We start from the raw sequence: 18,355 nt of genomic DNA, 5'->3' as shown, positions 1-18,355 counted from the left end.
ATTTAAGAAACAATGCTATCTGTAAGTCAGTTGTCTATAGATTATGGCAGTAACCGCGTAGTAAGCGATTTAAACTTTTCGCTGGGTGAAAACGAAATCCTTATGCTTGTAGGGCCAACAGGTTGTGGTAAAAGTACAATTTTACAAGCCCTTGCTGGCCTTATACCTATTAGCGAAGGCGAAATAAACACGGGTAAATGGCGCGCTACTCCCAAATTAACACTACCTCCTGAAAAACGCAGTGTAGGTATGGTGTTTCAAGATTTTGCGTTATTTCCGCACTTAACCGTACAGCAAAACATTTGCTTTAGATTAAAAGATACAGCCCCTGCTGAGTATTGGATAAACCTACTTGGACTGAGCGATTTTAGAGACAAAAAACCAGCAACACTTTCTGGCGGACAAAAGCAGCGCGTTGCACTTGCGCGCACCCTTGCCCACCAACCTGACTTTGTATTACTTGATGAGCCGCTTTCAAACTTAGATGCCGCCCTTAAAGACATGCTTCGTTGGGATATTAGAAACGCACTTAAAGCCGCTGGCGTACCCGCTATTTGGGTAACACACGACCAAGAAGAAGCACTCTCAGTTGGCGATCGTGTTGGTGTGCTTAAAGGCGGCGAAATTCAGCAAATTGATACACCCGAGCGCTGTTTTAGTACCCCAAACAATCGCTTTGTGGCACGCTTTTTAGGTGAAGCAAGCTTTATTAAAGGCCAATTTAGCCAAGGACAAGCCACTACCTCAATTGGTAATGCGCCCGCTCATGGCGTTGACTGTGAAAGTGGCGACGTTGATGTACTGCTACGCCCTGACGATGTGTTACTTGTACAAAGCAGTGTTGGCAATAACGGCGAAGTAATTTGGGTACGCTTTGAAGGTGGCAGCCGCTTGTGCGCTGTAAAACTTGCGTGCTCTACGGTTGTAACTAGCCGAGTAAGCCATGAAGTTGTGGTAAACCCTGGCGACGAAGTGCATGTATCACTAAGTACCTCGCACCCATTAGCGGTTTATAAACAAAAAGCTTAATTACCTTGTAACTTACATAAACCAAAAAAGCCCATATATGGGCTTTTTAATAGGTATTGCTATGTATGTTACTAACTAAACTCGAAGTACTACCACTCAAACATGTAGGCCATTTTGCTTATGGTTTTTAGCGGCACATTATGTGAGTTTCGTTTAGCGTATAGGTGCTGCATAGCTTTGTCTTTTACTTCACCCACTATCACTTCTTTTACTTGATAACCTAAAGCAACGGCAGCTTGAGAGTAAGCTATAAATTCCCACTTTTTAATATTGGTGTTATCTACAATTACCAATGGAATGCCTTGAGCAAGTGCATTTATAAAGCGCGCCAAATTTAAATTATGAAATTGTGGTAACTTAAATTTATCAAAATGATATTCGCCCTGCTCATTATTAAAGTAATCATCAGTTGAGCAAATTAGATACTGACTTTCGTCGGCTCCACCTAATTCGTCAGCAAGGCTTTGCGCGTAGTAAGACTTACCACTTCCTGGTAGTCCTCGTAAAATAAAAACTTGTTTCATAGCATCGATTTTTTAAGGGTGAATAAATATTAATTTAGTTTGGATGTTAATAATGCCACAAAATCATTAAATTTCAGAGCAACAAATCATAATAGTGGCAATTAAACTCTAAAAACTGTTTAAAAATAAACCGCATGCATAAAAACTTTTAAAGAGTTGCCCACAATAGTTTTTTTATTTAACTTTACTAGGTAAGATACAGGGTTCAAGTGCAGCGCCGTTTATGTGCAATTTATGCCCGAGTGTTGCGCACAGTTAAAATAAAATAGTTAGGCAACTTATATCATTGGAGTGAAGATGAGCCATTTAGCGATTTCAGAGCTATTAAAAGGCAATGTTGCGGTAGACAGCCAAGTAACAATTAAGGGCTGGATCCGTACTCGCCGCGATTCAAAAGCAGGAATTTCATTTTTAGCCGTTCATGACGGTTCGTGTTTTGATCCTATTCAAGCGGTAGTTCCTAATTCACTGAATAATTATGATGAAGTTACTAGCTTAACAGCCGGTTGTTCTGTGTCGGTTACTGGTGTTTTAGTTCAATCTGCTGGCCAAGGTCAATCTTACGAAATTCAAGCTAACTCAGTGACTGTGTTAGGTTGGGTAGAAAACCCAGATTCATACCCAATGTCGGCAAAGCGCCACAGCATTGAGTACTTACGTGAGCACGCTCACCTTCGCCCTCGTACAAATATGATTGGCGCGGTAACTCGTGTACGTAACTGTTTAGCACAAGCTATTCACCGTTTTTACCACGAGCAAGGCTTTTACTGGATCAGCACGCCAATCATTACGGCAAGTGACTGTGAAGGCGCTGGCGAAATGTTCCGTGTATCTACGCTTGATATGCAAAACTTACCGCTTACAGATAAAGGCGATGTTGATTACAGCGAAGATTTCTTCGGTAAAGAAGCATTCCTTACTGTATCTGGTCAGTTAAATGGCGAAACTTACGCGTCTGCAATGTCAAAAATTTATACATTTGGCCCTACATTCCGTGCAGAGAATTCAAATACATCTCGCCACCTTGCAGAATTTTGGATGGTAGAGCCTGAAGTAGCGTTTGCAGATTTAGAAGACATAGCAAAACTTGCTGAAAACATGCTTAAGTATGTGTTTAAAGCCGTACTTGAAGAGCGCCGTGATGATATGGAATTTTTTGCACAACGTGTAGAAAAAACCGCAATTACGCGTTTAGAAGAATTTGTAGATAAAGACTTTGCACAAGTTGACTACACAGACGCTGTAGAAATCCTTAAAAACTGTGGCAAAAAGTTTGAGTACGCTGTTGAATGGGGCGTAGATTTACAGTCTGAGCACGAGCGTTTCTTAGCTGAAGAGCACTTTAAAGCACCGGTAGTTATTAAAAACTACCCACGTGATATTAAAGCATTCTACATGCGCCAAAACGAAGACGGTAAAACCGTTGCCGCAATGGACGTTGTAGCACCTGGTATTGGTGAGATCATTGGCGGTTCACAGCGTGAAGAACGCCTTGATGTGCTTGATGCACGCTTAGAAGAAATGGGCTTAAACAAAGAAGATTACAGCTGGTACCGCGATTTACGTAAATACGGTAGCGTGCCACATTCAGGCTTTGGTTTAGGCTTTGAACGCTTAGTTGCTTACGTAACAGGTATGGGCAACGTACGTGACGTTATTGCCTTCCCTCGTACTAAAGGCAGCGCAACTTACTAATACTAAGTTAGCCGTAAAAACCAGCCAATTGGCTGGTTTTTTTGTGTCTTGAATTAACCGTATAAAAAAGCCGCAGCACTCAATGAGCACCACGGCTTTCAACCAGAATAAGTTTGTTTATTTGAAGGCTATAAAGCACTCTCTAACTGTGGCAGTACTTCAAACAAATCAGCCACTAACCCGTAATCTGCAACTTGAAAAATAGGTGCGTCTGGGTCTTTATTAATCGCGACGATTACTTTTGAATCTTTCATGCCGGCTAAATGCTGAATAGCACCGCTGATACCTACTGCAATATATAAGTTAGGCGCTACAATTTTACCTGTTTGCCCTACTTGCATGTCGTTAGGTACAAAGCCCGCATCAACTGCAGCGCGCGATGCACCAATAGCTGCACCTAGTTTATCGGCAATACCATTAAGTAATGCAAAGTTTTCACCGTTTTGCATACCGCGACCACCCGATATGACCACACTAGCTGCTGTAAGCTCAGGGCGTTCTGATTCTGTTTGCTCAACACTTACAAAGCTGCTTAATTGCGAATCTGATACTGTATCAATATTTGTTATAGCAGCGGCTGATTGCTCACCTTGTAAATCGAAGCTACTGGCACGTACGGTAATTACTTTTTTACTGTCGAGTGATTTAACCGTGGCGATTGCATTACCTGCATAAATTGGACGTTTAAATGTATCGGCGTCCACTACTGCGATAATTTCAGAAATTTGCGCAACATCTAATAGCGCAGCAACACGTGGCATAAAGTTTTTGCCCGTTGTAGTAGCACTTGCAACAATGTGGCTGTAGTTGTCGCTAATTGATAAAACTAAATCGCTCATGCTCTCAGCTAACTGATGTTCATAAACGCTATTATCAGCAACTAAAACATTAGCTACGCCATCAATGCTGGCCACTTGTGAAATCATTGCGCTTAAGTTGTTACCTGCAATTAGTACATCAATAGGAAAACCCATTTTTACTGCGGCGTTAATAGTTTTTGAGGTTTCTGGTTTTAAGGCACCGTTGTCGTGCTCTGCAATTACGAGTGTTTTCATTTAAATCACCTTTGCCTCTGTTTTTAATTTTTCTACAAGCTGTGCAACGTCTTCAACAATAATTCCTGCGGTGCGTTTAGCTGGCTCTTCTACACTTATTAATTGCATACGCGATGTTAAATCAACACCAAGCGAATCTGCTGCTATTACTTCAAGCGGCTTACGTTTGGCTTTCATAATATTTGGCAGTGATGCATAGCGAGGCTCATTTAAGCGTAAATCAGTTGTAACAACCGCCGGTAAGTTAAGTGCTACCGTTTGCAGCCCGCCATCAACTTCGCGAGTTACGTTTACTTTGCCATTTTCAATAACTACTTTTGATGCAAATGTACCCTGCCCGCGATTAGTTAATGCAGCAAGCATTTGACCTGTTTGATTATTATCTGAGTCAATTGACTGCTTACCTAAAATGACAAGTTCAGGCGTTTCTTGCTCTACAATTTTAGCGAGTAACTTTGCAATATGAAGTGACTCGAGCTTTTCATCGGTTTCGATGTGAATGGCTTTGTCAGCGCCTAATGCTAATGCTGTGCGTAATTGTTCTTGTGCTGCTTTTGGACCAATAGTTACGGCAACCACTTCAGTGGCGGTACCGGCTTCTTTAAGGCGAATTGCTTCTTCTATAGCAATCTCACAAAACGGGTTCATTGCCATTTTAACGTTGGTTAAATCAACGTCGCTGTTATCACTTTTAACGCGTGCTTTTACGTTGTAATCAATCACTCTTTTTATTGGTACGAGAACTTTCATAGGAACTCCATAATTATTTAAACCTACAAGGTAACGTGCACGTCAACCTATTTATTTTATGAAATTAGACTACTTCCTGTTGACGTAAACGTCAACCTAAAATAACCTTTAACTATTCACAGTCTGTAACATTTAATTTGCAAGGTTATAAATAGGCTGTACACCTTATTTAAATGCGTAGTAAACATTCAAATAAGTCCGTCATAGATAAAGAGGTTATTATGGTCGAACGTGAAACCATGGAATTTGATGTAGTAATTGTTGGTGCAGGCCCCGCTGGGCTTTCAAGTGCAATTAAACTCGCACAATTAGCACAAGAAAAACAACAAGAGTGCATGATTTGCGTAGTCGAAAAAGGTTCTGAAGTAGGTGCACATGTACTCTCTGGTGCTGTTTTTGAAACCAAAGCTTTGGATGAACTACTACCTAATTGGCAAGAGCTTGGCGCACCGGTTACAACCAAAGTAACTAACGATGAAATTTATTGGTTTAATAACGAGCAAAAAGCGACATCAATCCCCCACTTTGCTACACCAAAAACATTTCATAATGATGGTAACTACATTGTATCTATGGGCAATGTATGTCGATGGCTTGCAGAGCAAGCTGAAAGCTTAGGCGTAGAGATATTTCCAGGATTTAGCGCACACTCTTTAATAATTGAAGATGAAGCAGTAAAAGGCATTATTACTGGCGATATGGGTGTAGACAAAGACGGGAATGAAAAAGACGGTTACATGCCAGGCATGGAGCTTCGTGCAAAATACACTATTTTTGCTGAAGGTTGCCGAGGTCATTTAGGTAAGCAGCTAATTAATGAGTTTGCACTTGATGCAGATTCATCGCCGCAGCATTACGGTTTAGGCTTTAAAGAAATTTGGCAAATTGATGAAAGTAAGCATGAGCTTGGCAAAGTTGTTCATGGTACAGGTTGGCCACTTAGCGGCGATACTAATGGTGGTGCATTTATGTATCACAGTGAAAACAACCAAGTTGTTGTGGGTTTAATTGTTGATTTAAATTACTCAAACCCACATTTAAGCCCGTTCGATGAGTTTCAGCGAATGAAGCACCATCCAGTATTTAAAAACGTACTTGAAGGCGCTGAACGTGTTGCTTACGGTGCGCGTGCTATTGCTAAGGGCGGTTTACATTCATTACCAAAAATGCATTTTGCAGGTGGCCTACTTGTAGGATGCGATGCAGGCACACTTAATTTTGCAAAAATTAAAGGTAATCACACTGCAATGAAATCGGGAATGGTTGCCGCTGAAGTTATTTTTGAAGCATTGCAAAATGAGTTGGCAAATACCGATTTAACTCATTATCAAACTGCGTTTGAGCAATCGTGGGCATATAAAGAGTTATATCAATCTCGTAACTTTGGCCCTGCAATGCACAAGCTCGGTAAATTTTTAGGTGGTGCGTATAACACGCTTGATCAAAATATTTTTAATGGCGGTTTACCGTTTACATTTAAAGATAATACGCCCGATCACTCTACCCTTGTTGAAGCTAACGCCGCTGACAAAATTGCGTATCCAAAACCAGATGGACACCTTAGCTTTGATAAACTCTCAAGTGTGTTTTTATCAAATACTAACCACGAAGAATCACAGCCGTGTCATTTAAAGCTTAAAGATGCGTCAATTCCTATTAGCGTAAATTTAGTTAAATTTGATGAACCCGCACAACGTTATTGCCCAGCAGGCGTTTACGAAGTACAAGAAATTGCAGGCAATAAAGAGTTTGTTATTAATGCCCAAAACTGTGTGCACTGTAAAACCTGCGATATTAAAGACCCAAGCCAAAACATTACATGGGTAACACCTGAAGGTGCAGGTGGGCCAAATTATCCTAATATGTAACTAAATTATGCGCTGTATAGCTATATAACTACGTTTTTTACATATAAATTATAAACATATCCTAAATTGCAGGGGCTTCGGCCCCTTTTTTACGTTATGCTAATAGTAGTTTTAATAATAAGAGTGTTATTTATGCCGTCGTCAAAAGTTATTTTTCGTTTTTTAGCAGAGCCTACTGATGTTAATTTTGGTGGTAAAGTTCATGGTGGGGCCGTCATGAAGTGGATTGACCAAGCAGGTTATGCGTGCGCTGCAGGTTGGAGTGGTCATTACTGCGTAACTGTTTCGGTTGCGGGTGTTAAATTTAGACGCCCTATTTTAGTGGGTCAAATAGTCGAAGTAGAAGCTAAAATTGCCCATACGGGCAGAAGTAGCATGCAAATATTTATTCAAGTTAGGTGTGGCGATCCAAAAACGCAAAATATGGTTGAAACAAACCATTGTGTTATCAGCTTTATTGCAATGGATGAAACGGGCTACCCAATAGAAGTGCCTTCGTTTAAAGCAGTGACCGATGAAGACATCAAATTAGAAAATTACGCTATAAAAATGAAAGAAATAGCAATTGAAACAGAAAACTTACTTCATGAAGTCTAATTACTTATTTAAATAGAGTAAGGCTATGTAAAAAACTCATTATACTTTGTAAAACATACAACTTATTTTAGAGTACACAATTACACAAAAGTTCACTTTGATTATAAAACACGCTAAATAATGTAAAAACCAATACAAAAGAACTAATTATGGCGTGTTTTTAATCCATTTTAATATTGGCACGCTCGCTGCAAGTAGATAATTGAAGTTTGATTAATGAAATCAAGCATTTGATTATTTTTTGTAAAGGAGCTATTCAATGATTAAAACACTTTCTCTTTCAGCTATTGCACTAGCAACACTGGGTTTTAACTCTGCAGCACACGCTGACATTTCTGATTTCGATTCTCCACGTATTTATACTGGTATCGGTTACGGTCAATATTCTTTTGAATTTGAAGACAGTGATAACGACACTGACTTTGACGACGATGCACAAATGCTTAAAGGCTATATTGGTACTCAGTTTAACGAATACCTAAGCTTAGAACTTGCTTATCAAAACTTTGATGAAGTAAGTGATATAGACAGCAAAGCTGAAATTGATGGCGTATCGCTTGCCGCACGTTTGGGCTACCCAATAACAGAAAGCTTTTCTGTATATGCAAAAGGCGGTTGGCTTGAGTGGGATGCAGATTACACACAAGATTTACCAGTAGGTGGTGTAACAGCGTCTACAGATGGTGGTGATGCATTTTACGGTGCGGGTATTGAATACGCACTTACAACAAATGTACAGTTTCGTTTAGAGTACGAACGCTACAAACTTGATGACGATATTGATCCAGACATGGATGTAGCATCTGTATCAGTTCAATACATGTTTTAATTAATCTTTAACATGTATGAGAGGGGTAAGCTTATGAGCTTGCCCTTTTTTGTTTTAGGTCCTTTTTAAATACATTAATACAAAATATAAACCACTCAGTCTAATAAATGATTTTGAACCGCTTGGTCTATAAGCAATAAACTTACTTACACTAATGCCATAAATACTAAATGCAGGTAGAATAGCGCTCTATTTTATTTGTACCCGAGTACTATGAGCGATTATACCATTTCGGCTATTGGCCACATTGAATCTCCTTATAAACAAAAGTTTGCTATACCTAGGCAGCCTCGTTTAGTGCCACAAGCCAAGGCAAAACTTATTTTTGCACCTGATTTTAATCGCGAAGAGTTTGTACGTGGTTTAGATGAATTTACTCATATTTGGTTGTTATTTCGTTTTCATGAAACGGCCGATAAAGGTTATTCTGCTATGGTGCGCCCACCTCGTTTAGGTGGCAATGAGCGAAAAGGTGTATTTGCTACCCGCGCTACATTTAGACCAAACGCGATTGGTATGAGCGCAGTAAAACTTGAAGGTATCGAGTATAAAAATGGACAACTTAGTTTATTACTCGCTGGCATTGATTTACTTGATGGCACCCCCATTATCGATATTAAACCGTACTTACCCTATTCAGATGCAATGCTTGACGCCAGTGCTGGCTTTGCAGATACACGCCCAGAAACACAAATGACGGTTGAATTTAGCCCACAGGCAATTGAGTTTGTTAATGCGCAAACACAATACCCAGATTTACATGATTTTATAGCTAATGTTTTAAAACAAGATCCCCGCCCTGCCTATAAAAAACAAAAAGACGGCGAGCAAAGCTATGGTATGACTTTGTACAATTATAATATTCGCTGGCAAGTCAATGGCGAGCATAACGTAGTAACAAACATAGAAAAAAACTAAATAACTCACTTAGCGCTTTAGTGTAAAAGCATCCGCTGTTAAACTTAAGCTCTATTAAAAGAACATAATTACTCTATTTCGGAAAAAAACATGCGTACAAGCCAATATATACTCGCAACACTTAAAGAAACGCCATCAGATGCTGAAATCGTATCGCATCAGTTAATGCTTAGAGCCGGTATGATCCGTCGCGTCGCTTCGGGTTTATACACTTGGTTACCCTCTGGTTTACGTGTGCTACGTAAAGTAGAAAACATTGTACGTGAAGAGATGGACAAAGCAGGTGCTATTGAAATGTTAATGCCTGTAATTCAACCCGCTGATTTGTGGGAAGAGTCTGGCCGTTGGAATGAATTTGGTCCTGAGCTTATGCGCTTCACAGACCGTCATAACCGTACGTTTGCACTTGGTCCAACACACGAAGAAGTAATAACTGATTTCGTACGTAAAGAAATAAGCAGCTACAAGCAGTTACCAGTTACTTTGTATCAAGTACAAACTAAAGTACGCGACGAACGTCGCCCTCGCTTTGGTGTGATGCGTGCTCGTGAATTTACAATGAAAGATGCCTACTCTTTTCACTTAAGTGAAGAGTGTTTAGATGCGACTTATCAAGCGATGCACAAAGCATACTGTAACATTTTTGAGCGTTTAGGCCTTGATTACCGCCCTGTACTTGCTGATACTGGGTCTATTGGTGGTAGCTTATCTCACGAGTTTCATGTACTTGCTGAGTCGGGCGAAGATGCAATTGCATTTAGTGATGGCAGTGATTACGCAGCTAATATTGAAAAAGCAGAAGCTCTAGCGCCAAACGATCCACGCCCAGAAGCAAGTAAAGAGTTAAAAGCATTCCCTACTCCTGACGCTAAAACAATTAATGAGCTTAAAAAGCACTACGGTGTAAAACCTCATCGCGGTGTTAAAACCTTAATTGTTTACGGTGCGCCTGATGAAAACGATGTACGTGGTTTAGTGGCGCTTGTACTTCGTGGCGATCATGATTTGAATGAATTGAAGGCTGAAAAGCACCCATTAGTAGACTCTCCGCTTGAAATGGCAACAGAGGCAGATATTGTTGCTGCTATTGGTGCAAAACCTGGCTCATTAGGCCCTGTGGGCTTATCTATGCCTATTATTGTCGATAGAGCCGCTAATATCCTTGCTGATTTTGTTGCCGGTGCTAATAAAGACGACGAGCACTACAGCGGTATTAACTGGGATCGTGACGTAACTGATTACGAAGTTGCTGATATTCGTAATATTGTTGAAGGCGATATGAGCCCATGTGGCCAAGGCGTTTTACAAATAAAACGCGGTATTGAAGTAGGTCATATATTCCAACTTGGCACTAAATACTCAGAAGCAATGAAAGCGGGAGTATTAAACGAAGGTGGTAAAAACCAAACCATGACCATGGGTTGTTACGGTATTGGTGTTTCACGTATTGTTGCTGCTGCTATTGAACAAAACAACGATCAATACGGGATCATTTGGCCAAAATCAATCGCGCCATTCGATTTAGCAATTGTTCCAATGAACATGCACAAATCGCATCGTATTCCTGATATTGCAAATAACCTTTACCAAGGTTTAAAAGATGCAGGTCTTGATGTGTTATTTGATGACCGTAAAGAGCGCCCTGGTGTTATGTTTAATGACATGGAGCTAATTGGTGTACCATTTACGCTGGTAATTGGTGAGCGTAACCTTGACGAGAATAAAGTTGAGCTTAAAAACCGCCGCACCGGTGAGAAGCTAATGATTGATATAGACACTGCAATTGATGCAATTAAAGCGGCTGTTAAAGGTTAATAACACGCACGCTCAAAATAGACTAAAAGGCCGCATTTAAAATGCGGCCTTTTTTATGCGTAATAAAAGCTGCTCAATGACTCACCTTCCCTAGCTTTGTAGAAATCTTTTAATTACGTGCCTTGGTATAAATTGTCATGGAGGCTTCGCTAAAGTGTCTCATAAGTGTCATTAGATTTATCTACAGTGTTTAATTATTACACTATGGATGACGGGCATGACAAACAATCAACTGCGTAAAAAACAACATTATCCAGCCATTTGGATATCTGATGTTCATTTAGGTTACAAAGATTGTAAAGCTGATTACTTACTTGATTTTTTAAACTCGGTAGAATCCGACACACTTTATTTAGTGGGTGATATTATTGACTTATGGTCGATGAAACGACAGTTTTATTGGCACCCTTCTCATTATGAAGTATTAAACTGCATACAGACAAAAGCAGCTAGCGGTACACGTGTCATTTATATTCCCGGTAATCATGATGAAGCGTTTAGAAACTATATAAATCAAACATTATTTGGTGTTGAAATCCACCAGCAGTTTATTCACACCACTAAAGCTAATAAACGGTTTTTACTTATACACGGCGACGACTTTGATTCAGCGACTCGTTATAACAAACTTGTTAGTATTGCGGGGGATGCAGGGTACGACTTTTTATTATTTTTAAATCGCTGGACCAATCGTATACGTAAAATATTTGGTGGTAACTACTACTCGCTTGCATCATGGATAAAAGCTCGGGTACACAAAGCTCGAGAAGCGATTAGTGCCTTTGAAGATGCCGCAGTTCATGAAGCTAAAAAACAAAACGTAGACGGTATTATTTGTGGGCACATTCATCATCCCAAAATAAAAGTGGATGACGGTATTATGTACTGTAACGATGGTGACTGGATTGAGAGCTGTACTGCGCTTGTAGAGCAGCAAGATGGAAAGATAGAATTACTACATTGGTCAGATACACAGTTTATACTCGATAGCGCAGACATAGCTATTCTTAACACGCCTTTAAATACGTCAACAAATACCAAACCAAAAAAATCAGCTGCTTAGCAGCTGATTTTCAAAACGATTAACTTAACCAAGTAATTAGCTTGTCTTTTAAAGTTTGTGGTTTAATTGGTTTAGTAATGTAGTCGTTCATTCCAGCAGCTAAACAACGCTCTCTATCACCTTCCATCGCACTCGCTGTCATAGCGATAATAGGTATGTGAGTATAATCTACTCCGGCCTTACTGTTTCTAATTTCACTTGTTGTATCGTAGCCATTTAAATTAGGCATTTGGCAATCCATTAATATAACATCAAAAGCTTGCTCTTCGTTTAGTCTAAGTGCCTCCAAGGCTTCAATACCGTCTGACGCACAAGTGATTTTTACTTTGGTACGCTTTAATATCGCCTTAGCTACTTCAATGTTTATCATATTATCGTCAACCAATAATATATGATAAGCAGATAGGTCAGGCTCTACTTGTTCCTCTTCCAAGCCTTTAGGTGGCGCTATAATACAGTCACTACTAGCACCAAATAAGCTGGCTAATTTATAGCTGAATTGATCTTGAGTGAGTGGTTTATTTAAAATATGGCTGCCTTCAGGTAATACCGTTTTGATTGGCTTATCTGTCACCATATCTCGTAAAATTAAAACATACTTTTTATTAAACTGTTTACAGTAATCAATTAACGCATCAATTTGAGGATGCTCATCATCAATTAATAATAAATCAGCTTCAAACTCTTTGTGCTCACTAAAGTAGTCAAGTCGTACAATGTTTTCTGCTTTTACTTTACAGGTTAATAACAATAAGTCGCACACGTTTTTGTAAACGTTATCGCGCGCTATTAATGCCGCTACGTTAATACTTGTAGCAAGCTCAATACCTGTGTTTAGTTTTTTCTCTTGTGCTACATGTAGCTCAACCGTTGCTGTAAAGGTACTACCAGCACCCTTTTTACTAATAACCGTAATATTACCACCCATTAACTGAGCAAGTTTTTTACATATAGATAAACCTAAGCCTGTACCACCAAAATGGCGTGTCGTGCTTGAATCTTCTTGTGTAAATACTTCAAATAGTTTGTCTATGTTTTCAGGCGCTATACCAATTCCGGTATCTTTTATTGTAAAGCTCATTAATAACTTTGAGTCAGTTATGTACTTAGAGCCAACAGTTAAACTTACTTCACCTCGGTGGGTAAATTTAAATGCATTATTGACTAAGTTAATTAAAATTTGTTTAAGTCGATGGCTGTCGCCAATAACCATTCTGTCTACTACATCTTTAGTATCTAAAAATACTTCAAGACCTTTGCGTTGGCCCTGTAACGCTAAAGAGCTAATCATATCGCTACATACTGTAACAACATCAAATGTATGGTTATCAATATCAAGCTTACCTGCTTCTATTTTAGAAAAATCAAGAATATCGTTAATCAGATTCATCAATGAATTAGCACTGCTATTTGCTAGTTTTAAATAATGGTATTGTTGATCGGTTAAGCCATCTTCTTTGAGCATTTCAAGCATCCCTAGTACGCCATTCATTGGTGTGCGTATTTCGTGAGAGATATTTGCTACAAAGTCACTTTTTGCTTGGCTTGCTGCTAATGCTTGGTCAATTGCACGTTCTAGTTCAATGGTCCTTTGTGAAACCTTTAGCTCCAGAGTACTGTTTAACGCTTCGAGCTCTGATTGCGTATTTTTTAATGAGCTAATATTTCTTAAAATAGCCGCTACCTGATAACGGTTATTATATACGTCAAAAATACTGCTAAGCGTGATTGAAAAGTATTGTTTGTTGCCATAACCATCTGTGTAGATAGCTTCAAACGGCATTTTTGAACCGTTTGTAATGGTCTCTTGTATACAATTAGTGTCTGCGCTGTTTAAATTAAACAGCGAGACGAAATCAGGATTAGTGCCTGAAATTGAACTACCAAAAACCTCTTTAGCGGTATTATTAAAGTGAACAATTTCGCCGTTTTGTTCAATTGTAAAAATAGCATCCAAAGAATTTTCTATTACTTTATTGTTTTGCTCTTTTAGAGAATTAATTAACAGCTTACGGTTTATAAAGCGTTGGTATAAAAAAGCAATAACTAAAAATACGCTAAAAAATACCACTAACATTGCAATAAAGTTTTGACGTCTCTCATTCACCTTTGCAAATAATGTTTTTGTATCAACACTTACACCAAGCTCTAAAGGTAGCATGGCTATATCACCCTCAAACGAAATTCGTTTTTTTAAAGTGTAAGCCACTGGATAATTACTTATTGGTAAAGTGCCTTGCTCTGTCATGGTGGTTGTAGTGGAAAATTCATCAGACCATGTTTTAGTTTTATTAAATTCAAAACTAAACCGAAGTTGAGGGTTTGGATGATATAAAAATTCACCTTCATTATTCATAAGGTAAATCTGCGTCCCTTGTGGAGATTCAACTGTTAAATCTTCAAGTAACTTATCCGCAAAGTAATTAGTAACTAATATTGCAAATATTTTATTATTTTCATCAAAAACAGGCTTAGCAACACGAAAAGTGCTTATATAAGGTTCTTGTATCTGTCCATTTTCACGGTTGTAGTTAATTGGAGAAATATAAACACTTTTCTTATCAAGCATGCTTGCTTTAATTATGTAGTCGCGTTGGCCTTTTTTTTGTAATTGCAGACCTTGCAGTCGATTAATCTCTCCAAGTTGATTTCGGTCAACTCTAACAATCTCTTGCCCACCATCTTCGAGCATAATATAGCGAGCTTGCAAAATACTGTCATCGGTCTGCATAAAACCAGTAAAAATGCTTGCTAAGCGCTCTTGCCAAACATCTATTGGCGTACCAAGAACGGGATCAATTAGTTTATTTTCTTTAGCGCGGGTAATGCCTTGTATTGGTGGTGTAGCATCTAAAAAGTGAATGGCGGTAACACTGTCTTTAAGATGTTTTTTTAATGAAAGGCTTTTTGTTTCAAGTTCACGCTTTAATTCTATTTGAGCTGAATGGTAAACATCATTTCTTACTTTTTGATCGAACAAATACAGAGATGGTAAAGCTATAAGAACAAATATTATTGTTGCAACGAGCATTAGTTTATTATTTTTTGTCACATTCAAAAAAATATTCCTTTTTAACATTTACCATCACCATAAATTTTTATTGTTATTAGTATAGAGTATTAAAGTGAGAATTGGACCCTCTAACTAATCAGTTATCGTTATAATTTTTATAATAAAAAGACTAAATCATTAGTTTTATTTAGAGCACTCTCTCTATATGAACTATAAATGAATGAGAGTACCCATATCGACTTACACAGATTATAAAATAGTTGTTTCAACCAATCATTCCTTTAAAATATAAAAGGTAGCCAATGCTACCTTTTATATATCTTCAGAGTGCTAAATCTATATAATTACCTAAATAGCACATCTTCTCTGTTAAACCACTTAACACAAAATGCCAATAGTCCTGCAGCAATGATTGCAGTGGCTAAAAATATTAAGCCTACAAATGTGTAATCAACAGTCCCTTTTACTATTTCTTTAATTGCTAATGCTACGTTTGTAACAGGAATGAATGCTGTTTTAGCAGTAAGTTCCATATTTGGCATTATTGAAATAATAATCGGGAAAAATACGCCCATACTAAGTGGTGCCATATAATTTTGCGCTTCTTTAAACGTGCGAGCATAGATAGATATAGCCAGAGCTAAGGCCGAAAAGATAGCTGCAACAGGTAGTAATAGTACAAATATCATCAGTAAATCGGTAACTGCTAATGTACTAAATGCGGCTTTAATAAAATCAAGATCGGCAAATGCGAGCGCCAATGCTATCCAACAGCCCATACTTAAGACGGTTATGGTTGTGGAGGCAATGGATGTAGTTAACAAGGTTATAAACTTACCAAGCACCAACTCTGTACGCGTAATAGGTGTAAGTAGAAGTGTTTCTAGCGTGCCGCGTTCTTTTTCGCCAGCGCCTAAATCAATAGCGGGATAAGTTGCCCCCATCAATACTAATGGAATAAGTAGGTAAGGTAAAAAACCGCCAATTTTTTCGCCAAGATTTTCACGTTTATCGGCTGTATCTACTTTTATTACTTCAATTGGATTAAGAATAGATTTTTGAACAGACTCTTCAATACCAAAACTGATTAGCTTTTGAGTTTGCAGCACGTCACTGTATTCTTTTGCGAGCTCTTTAACGCGTTCGAATAAAAAGTTAATAGATTTTGAATCGTTAAAAACAACCTGCCACTGGCTTTGTTTTCCATCGTCCAATGTTTGCACAGCATGACTTGGTAAATAAATACCCATATCAATATCGCCAGCGATTACACCTGCTTTAAGCTCATCAATATTGTTAAAGGTTTTATCCCCTTTATAAAGCTCAAAACTTTTGTGATAAAACACTTTGTCAGTAAATTCTTGTGCGTATTCACCGTTGATAATCGCGTAAGTATTTACTTTTTGCTCAGCATCCATTGCAGCTTGCGAGCTTATAAATGCCATTACGGCAAACAATAACGGAAATATAGCAACAGGAAGCGCGACAACAAATAATAGCGTTTTTTTATCACGTAATAACTCTCTTAATTCCTTTTTAAAAACCTCAAACATCATGTTTCTCCGTTAATATGTTCATAAACGCTTGGTTAAGCTCATCACTATTGCCTGCTTGTTTAAACTCTTCTACTGTTCCGTCAAAACAGCTAATACCTTCGTTAATTACAGCGACACGGTCACATAAAAGGGCTACTTCATCTAGATGATGGGTTGAGAAAATAACAGGCGTCCCTTGCGCCTTTAAACCTTTGATAAATTTAATAACTGTTTGTGTTGTCATTATATCGAGGCCCGTTGTTGGCTCATCAAGTACCACAACTGCTGGGCGATGAACAACTGCACGCGCTATATTTGCTTTTTGCTTCATACCTGTTGAAAGGTTTTCTGCCCGTTTATCTACAAATTTATGCATATCTAGCAATGTAAATAGCTCATCACAACGCGATGCTATATCGCTTTTGTTCATGCCATGAAGCTTTGCAAAATACTCTATGTTTTCTTTTACAGTTAAGCGGCCATACAGCCCCGTAGAGCCTGATAAAAAACCAATAGACTTACGGCCCAGTAGCGGTTTTTTTACAATATCGTTTCCGGCAATCGTTATTGAGCCTTCATCGGGCTTTAACGCGGTTGAAATCATTCTCAGTGTCGTCGTTTTACCCGCACCATTTGGGCCGAGCAATCCAAGTACCTCACCTTTAGCGCAACTAAAACTAACGTCTCGTACTGAGTGAAAGTAGTCTTTATCTTCACGAGGATCGATGTCGTCTATTTTATTTTTTTTGTGATCTTTAGTTAGCTTAAATTTCTTTTTAAGCCCAGCAACTTCTATCATGTTCGCATCCTTCGTTTCGCTCTAAAATAATCTGTATTGTTGTAAAAAGAGTCGTCTTTGTTTTCGTCATGCCAGCCTGGCACACCTAATAAAGGCAGTGGTGAAAGCTTTTTGTTATCGGCTAAGCAGTTATCTGTACTAATCATCTCATAAAGGGCTTGGTCAAGGTACTGGTATTGAGTTACTAAATCTTTACAAAATATTTCATTAGGTACACAAACAAATAACGCTTTACCCGTTAAACCTATATAGGGCTTTGTTAGCATTTCATAATTAGCATGACCAAACATAAAAGGTTTTATTGTTTTACCCCACTCATGTTTGTGTTCAACGAATGCAGTTTTCCATTGGTGATCGCAAAGCCACTGCTGCCATTTACTCTCACTTATAGCTAATACAACACCACACTCATCAAAAAGCGTTAGTGCATTACGATGCTTAGTACGCTGTTGCAGTCCATGCTCAGCTATATCTTGCACATGTCTATGGTTTATTAACGCTTTGGTTTTAGGAAATAAACACCATATAAACCCACCAAATAAGTCATGCCAGTTTTCACTGCGTGTAGGTACAACACCTGTTTCAAAAATTACTTGCTCATAATACCGCTCGCCAAAGTCTACCTTTGCATCATCTTCAAAAGTAATAGGAATATTATTCTCATTAATAGCAGTTAAAAATGGAGAAAACCACTGCGGCGATGGCCAATCGGTTAGTTCGTTAACTTTAAATAGCTCACGTAAATGCGCAAATGCACCTGTTTCTAAACTACTGATTTGCCACTGCTCGGGGGGAGTAAAACGCTTCATTTAAACCTTTAACAATTTATGCCTATAATTTACGAGAAGTTTACCGCAAAAACTGG

Annotated in this window: 14 protein-coding genes and 2 pseudogenes; 8 read left to right on the top strand and 8 right to left on the bottom strand. The window is 38.6% G+C overall.

What is annotated here, in order from left to right:
• Positions 1-12: 12 nt before the first annotated feature.
• Positions 13-462: pseudogene (locus tag QMA08_RS20305) on the top strand (ATP-binding cassette domain-containing protein); the annotation flags it as partial.
• Positions 463-739: 277 nt separating this feature from the next.
• Here QMA08_RS20305 and QMA08_RS20300 read toward each other — a convergent pair.
• A pseudogene (locus QMA08_RS20300) lies at positions 740-835 on the bottom strand (hypothetical protein); the annotation flags it as partial.
• A 283-nt stretch (positions 836-1,118) separates the two neighbouring features.
• Entirely contained in the window at positions 1,119-1,553 is a 435-nt protein-coding gene (locus QMA08_RS01065; protein ID WP_002961231.1) for an ATP-binding protein, read from the bottom strand.
• Positions 1,554-1,850: 297 nt separating this feature from the next.
• Here QMA08_RS01065 and asnS point away from each other — a divergent pair, with 297 nt between their 5' ends.
• Positions 1,851-3,248, top strand: coding sequence for an asparagine--tRNA ligase (gene asnS / locus QMA08_RS01060; protein ID WP_290173363.1), 1,398 nt, complete (start codon positions 1,851-1,853; stop codon positions 3,246-3,248).
• Positions 3,249-3,376: 128 nt separating this feature from the next.
• Here the strand turns inward: asnS and QMA08_RS01055 are convergent, their stop codons facing one another.
• A complete protein-coding gene (locus tag QMA08_RS01055) occupies positions 3,377-4,303 on the bottom strand; it encodes an FAD-binding protein (RefSeq protein ID WP_290173362.1) in 927 nt (308 codons plus the stop codon).
• Entirely contained in the window at positions 4,304-5,053 is a 750-nt protein-coding gene (locus QMA08_RS01050; RefSeq protein WP_290173361.1) for an electron transfer flavoprotein subunit beta/FixA family protein, read from the bottom strand. It abuts the gene before it with no gap.
• Positions 5,054-5,274: 221 nt separating this feature from the next.
• Here QMA08_RS01050 and QMA08_RS01045 point away from each other — a divergent pair, with 221 nt between their 5' ends.
• From QMA08_RS01045 to QMA08_RS01020, 6 genes are all read left to right on the top strand, one after another.
• A complete protein-coding gene (locus QMA08_RS01045) occupies positions 5,275-6,921 on the top strand; it encodes an electron transfer flavoprotein-ubiquinone oxidoreductase (protein WP_290173360.1) in 1,647 nt (548 codons plus the stop codon).
• Between the two features lie 132 nt (positions 6,922-7,053).
• Positions 7,054-7,518, top strand: a complete 465-nt coding sequence (locus QMA08_RS01040) for an acyl-CoA thioesterase (protein WP_002961226.1) — start codon at positions 7,054-7,056, stop codon at positions 7,516-7,518.
• Positions 7,519-7,777: 259 nt separating this feature from the next.
• Entirely contained in the window at positions 7,778-8,347 is a 570-nt protein-coding gene (locus QMA08_RS01035) for an outer membrane beta-barrel protein (RefSeq protein ID WP_002961225.1), read from the top strand.
• A 213-nt stretch (positions 8,348-8,560) separates the two neighbouring features.
• Positions 8,561-9,265, top strand: a complete 705-nt coding sequence (gene tsaA, locus QMA08_RS01030) for a tRNA (N6-threonylcarbamoyladenosine(37)-N6)-methyltransferase TrmO (protein WP_002961223.1) — start codon at positions 8,561-8,563, stop codon at positions 9,263-9,265.
• A gap of 90 nt (positions 9,266-9,355) precedes the next feature.
• A complete protein-coding gene (locus tag QMA08_RS01025) occupies positions 9,356-11,080 on the top strand; it encodes a proline--tRNA ligase (protein WP_149602592.1) in 1,725 nt (574 codons plus the stop codon).
• A gap of 217 nt (positions 11,081-11,297) precedes the next feature.
• Positions 11,298-12,143 (top strand): UDP-2,3-diacylglucosamine diphosphatase, encoded by an 846-nt coding sequence (locus QMA08_RS01020; protein WP_024596856.1) that lies wholly within the window; start codon positions 11,298-11,300, stop codon positions 12,141-12,143.
• Positions 12,144-12,162: 19 nt separating this feature from the next.
• Here the strand turns inward: QMA08_RS01020 and QMA08_RS01015 are convergent, their stop codons facing one another.
• The 4 genes from QMA08_RS01015 to QMA08_RS01000 form a co-directional block, all read right to left on the bottom strand.
• Entirely contained in the window at positions 12,163-15,222 is a 3,060-nt protein-coding gene (locus tag QMA08_RS01015; protein ID WP_290173359.1) for an ATP-binding protein, read from the bottom strand.
• 278 nt (positions 15,223-15,500) lie between these two features.
• Positions 15,501-16,709 (bottom strand): ABC transporter permease, encoded by a 1,209-nt coding sequence (locus QMA08_RS01010; protein ID WP_039487952.1) that lies wholly within the window; start codon positions 16,707-16,709, stop codon positions 15,501-15,503.
• Entirely contained in the window at positions 16,702-17,490 is a 789-nt protein-coding gene (locus QMA08_RS01005; protein ID WP_024596859.1) for an ATP-binding cassette domain-containing protein, read from the bottom strand. Before QMA08_RS01005 ends, QMA08_RS01010 begins: the two co-directional genes overlap by 8 nt.
• Positions 17,487-18,299 carry a DUF3025 domain-containing protein gene (locus QMA08_RS01000; RefSeq protein WP_039487953.1) on the bottom strand — a complete coding sequence of 271 codons (813 nt, stop codon included), beginning with the start codon at positions 18,297-18,299 and terminating at the stop codon, positions 17,487-17,489. Before QMA08_RS01000 ends, QMA08_RS01005 begins: the two co-directional genes overlap by 4 nt.
• Positions 18,300-18,355 lie beyond the last annotated feature (56 nt).

Origin of the sequence: Pseudoalteromonas sp. APC 3355, from assembly GCF_030407615.1 — a bacterium.
Lineage (GTDB): Bacteria > Pseudomonadota > Gammaproteobacteria > Enterobacterales > Alteromonadaceae > Pseudoalteromonas > Pseudoalteromonas distincta.
This window is presented reverse-complemented; position numbering and strand designations above follow the sequence as displayed.

Coding starts and splice junctions, on each gene's coding strand:
- QMA08_RS01065 (WP_002961231.1), bottom strand. CDS start 1,553: ATGAAACAAGTTTTTATTTTACGAGGACTACCAGGAAGTGGTAAGTCT.
- asnS (WP_290173363.1), top strand. CDS start 1,851: ATGAGCCATTTAGCGATTTCAGAGCTATTAAAAGGCAATGTTGCGGTA.
- QMA08_RS01055 (WP_290173362.1), bottom strand. CDS start 4,303: ATGAAAACACTCGTAATTGCAGAGCACGACAACGGTGCCTTAAAACCA.
- QMA08_RS01050 (WP_290173361.1), bottom strand. CDS start 5,053: ATGAAAGTTCTCGTACCAATAAAAAGAGTGATTGATTACAACGTAAAA.
- QMA08_RS01045 (WP_290173360.1), top strand. CDS start 5,275: ATGGTCGAACGTGAAACCATGGAATTTGATGTAGTAATTGTTGGTGCA.
- QMA08_RS01040 (WP_002961226.1), top strand. CDS start 7,054: ATGCCGTCGTCAAAAGTTATTTTTCGTTTTTTAGCAGAGCCTACTGAT.
- QMA08_RS01035 (WP_002961225.1), top strand. CDS start 7,778: ATGATTAAAACACTTTCTCTTTCAGCTATTGCACTAGCAACACTGGGT.
- tsaA (WP_002961223.1), top strand. CDS start 8,561: ATGAGCGATTATACCATTTCGGCTATTGGCCACATTGAATCTCCTTAT.
- QMA08_RS01025 (WP_149602592.1), top strand. CDS start 9,356: ATGCGTACAAGCCAATATATACTCGCAACACTTAAAGAAACGCCATCA.
- QMA08_RS01020 (WP_024596856.1), top strand. CDS start 11,298: ATGACAAACAATCAACTGCGTAAAAAACAACATTATCCAGCCATTTGG.
- QMA08_RS01015 (WP_290173359.1), bottom strand. CDS start 15,222: ATGTTAAAAAGGAATATTTTTTTGAATGTGACAAAAAATAATAAACTA.
- QMA08_RS01010 (WP_039487952.1), bottom strand. CDS start 16,709: ATGTTTGAGGTTTTTAAAAAGGAATTAAGAGAGTTATTACGTGATAAA.
- QMA08_RS01005 (WP_024596859.1), bottom strand. CDS start 17,490: ATGATAGAAGTTGCTGGGCTTAAAAAGAAATTTAAGCTAACTAAAGAT.
- QMA08_RS01000 (WP_039487953.1), bottom strand. CDS start 18,299: ATGAAGCGTTTTACTCCCCCCGAGCAGTGGCAAATCAGTAGTTTAGAA.